This is a genomic window from Petrotoga sp. DB-2 (assembly GCF_054051725.1).
Genome location: NZ_JBSVZD010000055.1, coordinates 1 through 3,301, shown reverse-complemented (window position 1 = coordinate 3,301; position 3,301 = coordinate 1). Strand labels below are relative to the sequence as shown.

Below are 3,301 nucleotides of genomic sequence, written 5' to 3'. Positions count from 1 at the left end.
ACACCATCACTCCAATAGCACCCTTTTCTTAACTTGATTGTCATTTGTGTGAAGTCTTCGTTGTAGATTGGACCTTCCGCTGCAAGAGAATTAATAACTTCTCCTCTGGTGGGTTCCATCGTCCATAATGGTTCCAGCATCAATTGATGAATCCCTTGGTCAGGGGTTCTCCAGCTACTGGTAAATATATTGAAATTACCAGGGGAACCTACTCTTCCAGTTAAAATGTTAGCAATGAGTGTTTCTTCTCTTGGAATACCCGCTACTTGTGAAAATCCCGAAACAACAAGTAACACAGAAACAAAAATCACCAATAAACTCTTTTTCATACTTTCACACCTCCTAATGAGTTTTTTTACCTTTACTTTGGCATTTCTTCCCAAAGTAGTAAAAATAAAAGTTCATTAATACCCCCTTTATCCCATTTTTCTCTTTTTGAGCTTCAAACAAAAAATAATAGAATTCTCTATTAGAAATATTTAAGTGAAAAAGCACAAGCAATCATTGGTAAGTTTACCAAATAAATTAATATTCGAATCAACAATAACCCATTTTCGTTCTTCATAATTTATTTTTTAAAAATCAAAACATTTATTGTCTTTGAATTAAAAACCAAAGGAATTTTATTAAATCCTACAATTAAACAGCTTTTTAATCTAACCTATATTTTTTATTGCAGTGTACCAAAGTGGATTTTTAAAGTTTTAAAGAAAACAAACGTCTAAATAAGTTCAAATTTTGTTCAAAACGATTATACGTGAGTTAACTTTTTTTGTCAACCATTAATTTATCCAATCAACTAATATTAGAAGCAATTACGAGCAATTATTTGCGATTAGGAAGCTTTTTCTTAGTTTTTCTTGAATTTTGAAAAAAATCGTTTTGTAAGATTTCGGTCGAGATGAGTCTTGATTTGTTTTAGTTCTACAATTACAAATTCATATGGAACCTTTTCACCATTCACAGTATATAGGAAAAGTTTCATGATCATAATAAGCCCCCCAAAGGGGGCTCAATGTATTTATCTGTAGCCCTTATTTCCTCCCTGTTGGTTCAAGAAAGGGGAGTACGTATTTGAAGTTTGGCCAATGAGCATATGGTATCATATATGGATTTTCAGCACCAGGGTAATTAGTCCAATAATACTCATCCCATCCTACTACTCCAGGATATCCGAAAGTTGGAATTGTAGGCATTTCTTCTACAAGTATTTTTAACCCTTCCATACCTAATTCCATGTTTTTCTCACTATCCCAGTCTACCTTTTCCATTCCTTCTATAACCTTATCCATCCTCGGATCTGTCCATCTACCTGCTGCAGGACCCAGAGCAAGCGCTGCATTCTCTCCTATTGGTTGGTAGTATTTTGAGTGTGCGCTTGAAAAACTACGGTGCAGATCAGGTTGCCCTCCCCATGGTCCCATTACAGGCCATTGGTCGGTAACTTCAAAATTGCCTAACCCAGATATATTGTTCACTTGTTCAGTAGGAGTAACTGAAACATCTATACCAAAGTTTCTCCACTGTTGTGCTGCAGCAAGTGCATTCCTATGTGCAGGATGTGAAGGATTTGCATTGGCTACAATATTAATCTTCCAAGGTGTACCGTCTGGTAACAACCATTTACCATTTTTATCTCTTGTAAATCCATTCCTTTCTAACAGTTGTTCCGCTACATCAGGTGCATATTTCCACCATCCTGGACCAAACATCTCTTTCAACGTTTCTATATCGTTTGGTACCTCGTATCCTCTTTCCCTTGCGTATTGAGCTGCTCTTAATGTCGCCGTTGGATCGTACGGTTTGAATGGTTTCCCATTAACGTTTATGTCTAAGGTGAAATTCTTCAACCAATCTTCTAATGGTTCATAGTACCATTCTTGGTAAACTGGCATGGGGGGAACGTGAAGTGCACCCATAGGTGCAGCACCATCAAACGCTATCCCTATATAATCTACTATATCTATTGCAAGAGTTAATGCCCACCTTACATCTTTTATGTTGTATGGATATACATCAGTATTGAGTGTTAGCCCTGTAATGCAAGGATCCGTGTTAACTACCCATGGGTATTCTATTCTGTATCCCCTTGAGTATGGATTCCTTTGAATAAGGGCTCTGAATCCTTCCATTGTTAAATCTGCCATGTCTAAATTATGGTTAGCTTGTGCAATTACTTGGTTTGTAGCTTCTCCATAGTAATAGAAGAGTACGTATTTTGGTTTCGGCTCACCAAACAACATCCCAGTTGGTGTTCTATCCCAGTCTTCCCTTTTTTCCCAAAGTGTCCAATAACCAGCACGATCATAATCTTTTAGAACATATGGCCCACTACTTATCGGAGGGTTGTAATTAAAGGATAAGGGATCTTCTACTTTTTCAAAAATATGTTTTGGGAAAGGCCTCCATCCTCCCCAGGAATCTAATAAATTAGTGTGGAATCGTGCATTAGGTTCTTTTAATTCAAATACTACTGTGTAATCATCTGTTTTGTATACTTTGTCAATGTACATATTGAATTGTTCATGATAAGACATTCCTTGATGCTCCATAGTAGTTTCAATACCATATACAATATCATCCGCAGTAATTTCAACACCATCACTCCAATAACACCCTTTCCTTAACTTAACCGTCATCTGTGTGAAGTCTTTGTTGTAAATCGGACCTTCCGCTGCAAGAGAATTAATAACTTCTCCCCTGGCAGGTTCCATCGTCCATAATGGTTCCAGCATCAGTTGCTGAATACCTTGATCAGGATTTCTCCAGCTAGCAGTAAATACGTTAAAATTACCAGGGGAACCTACTCTTCCACTTAAAATGTTAGCAATGAGTGTTTCTTCTCTTGGAATCCCAGCTACTTGTGAAAATCCTGCAACAACAAGTAACACAGAAACAAAAATCACCAATAAACTCTTCTTCATTCTTTCACACCTCCTAATGAGTTTTTTTACCTTTACTTTGGCATTTCTTCCCAAAGTAGTAAAAATAAAAGTCCATTAATACTCCCTTTATCCCCTTTTTCGCTCCTTGAGCTTCAAACAAAAAAATTTGTACAGTCCTTTATTATGAATATTGATAAAAATAGGTGGTTAAATAATTATAAAAAACCGGGATAATTAATGGTAAGTTTATCCAATCAATTAATAAGCATATCCTAAATTAAATTTTTAAAGTTTTAAAGAAAACAAATGTCTAAATAAGTTCAAATTTTGTTCAAAATGATTATATGTGAGTTAACTTTTTTTGTCAACCATTAATTTATCCAATCAACTAATATTAGAAGCAATTACGAGCAATT

General features: G+C 35.7%; 2 protein-coding genes and 1 pseudogene. All 3 read right to left on the bottom strand.

What is annotated here, in order from left to right; genetic code table 11:
• A pseudogene (locus ACW9JY_RS10355) lies at window positions 1-329 on the bottom strand (ABC transporter substrate-binding protein); the annotation flags it as partial.
• Window positions 330-850: 521 nt separating this feature from the next.
• Complete coding sequence (locus tag ACW9JY_RS10350; protein ID WP_457284315.1) at window positions 851-991, bottom strand: hypothetical protein; 141 nt, start codon at window positions 989-991, stop codon at window positions 851-853.
• A 43-nt stretch (window positions 992-1,034) separates the two neighbouring features.
• Entirely contained in the window at window positions 1,035-2,924 is a 1,890-nt protein-coding gene (locus tag ACW9JY_RS10345; protein ID WP_457284314.1) for an ABC transporter substrate-binding protein, read from the bottom strand.
• Window positions 2,925-3,301 lie beyond the last annotated feature (377 nt).

Excerpts from the sequence above, each read along its gene's own strand:
- ACW9JY_RS10345 (WP_457284314.1), bottom strand. The coding sequence starts at position 2,924 with ATGAAGAAGAGTTTATTGGTGATTTTTGTTTCTGTGTTACTTGTTGTT.
- ACW9JY_RS10350 (WP_457284315.1), bottom strand. The coding sequence starts at position 991 with ATGATCATGAAACTTTTCCTATATACTGTGAATGGTGAAAAGGTTCCA.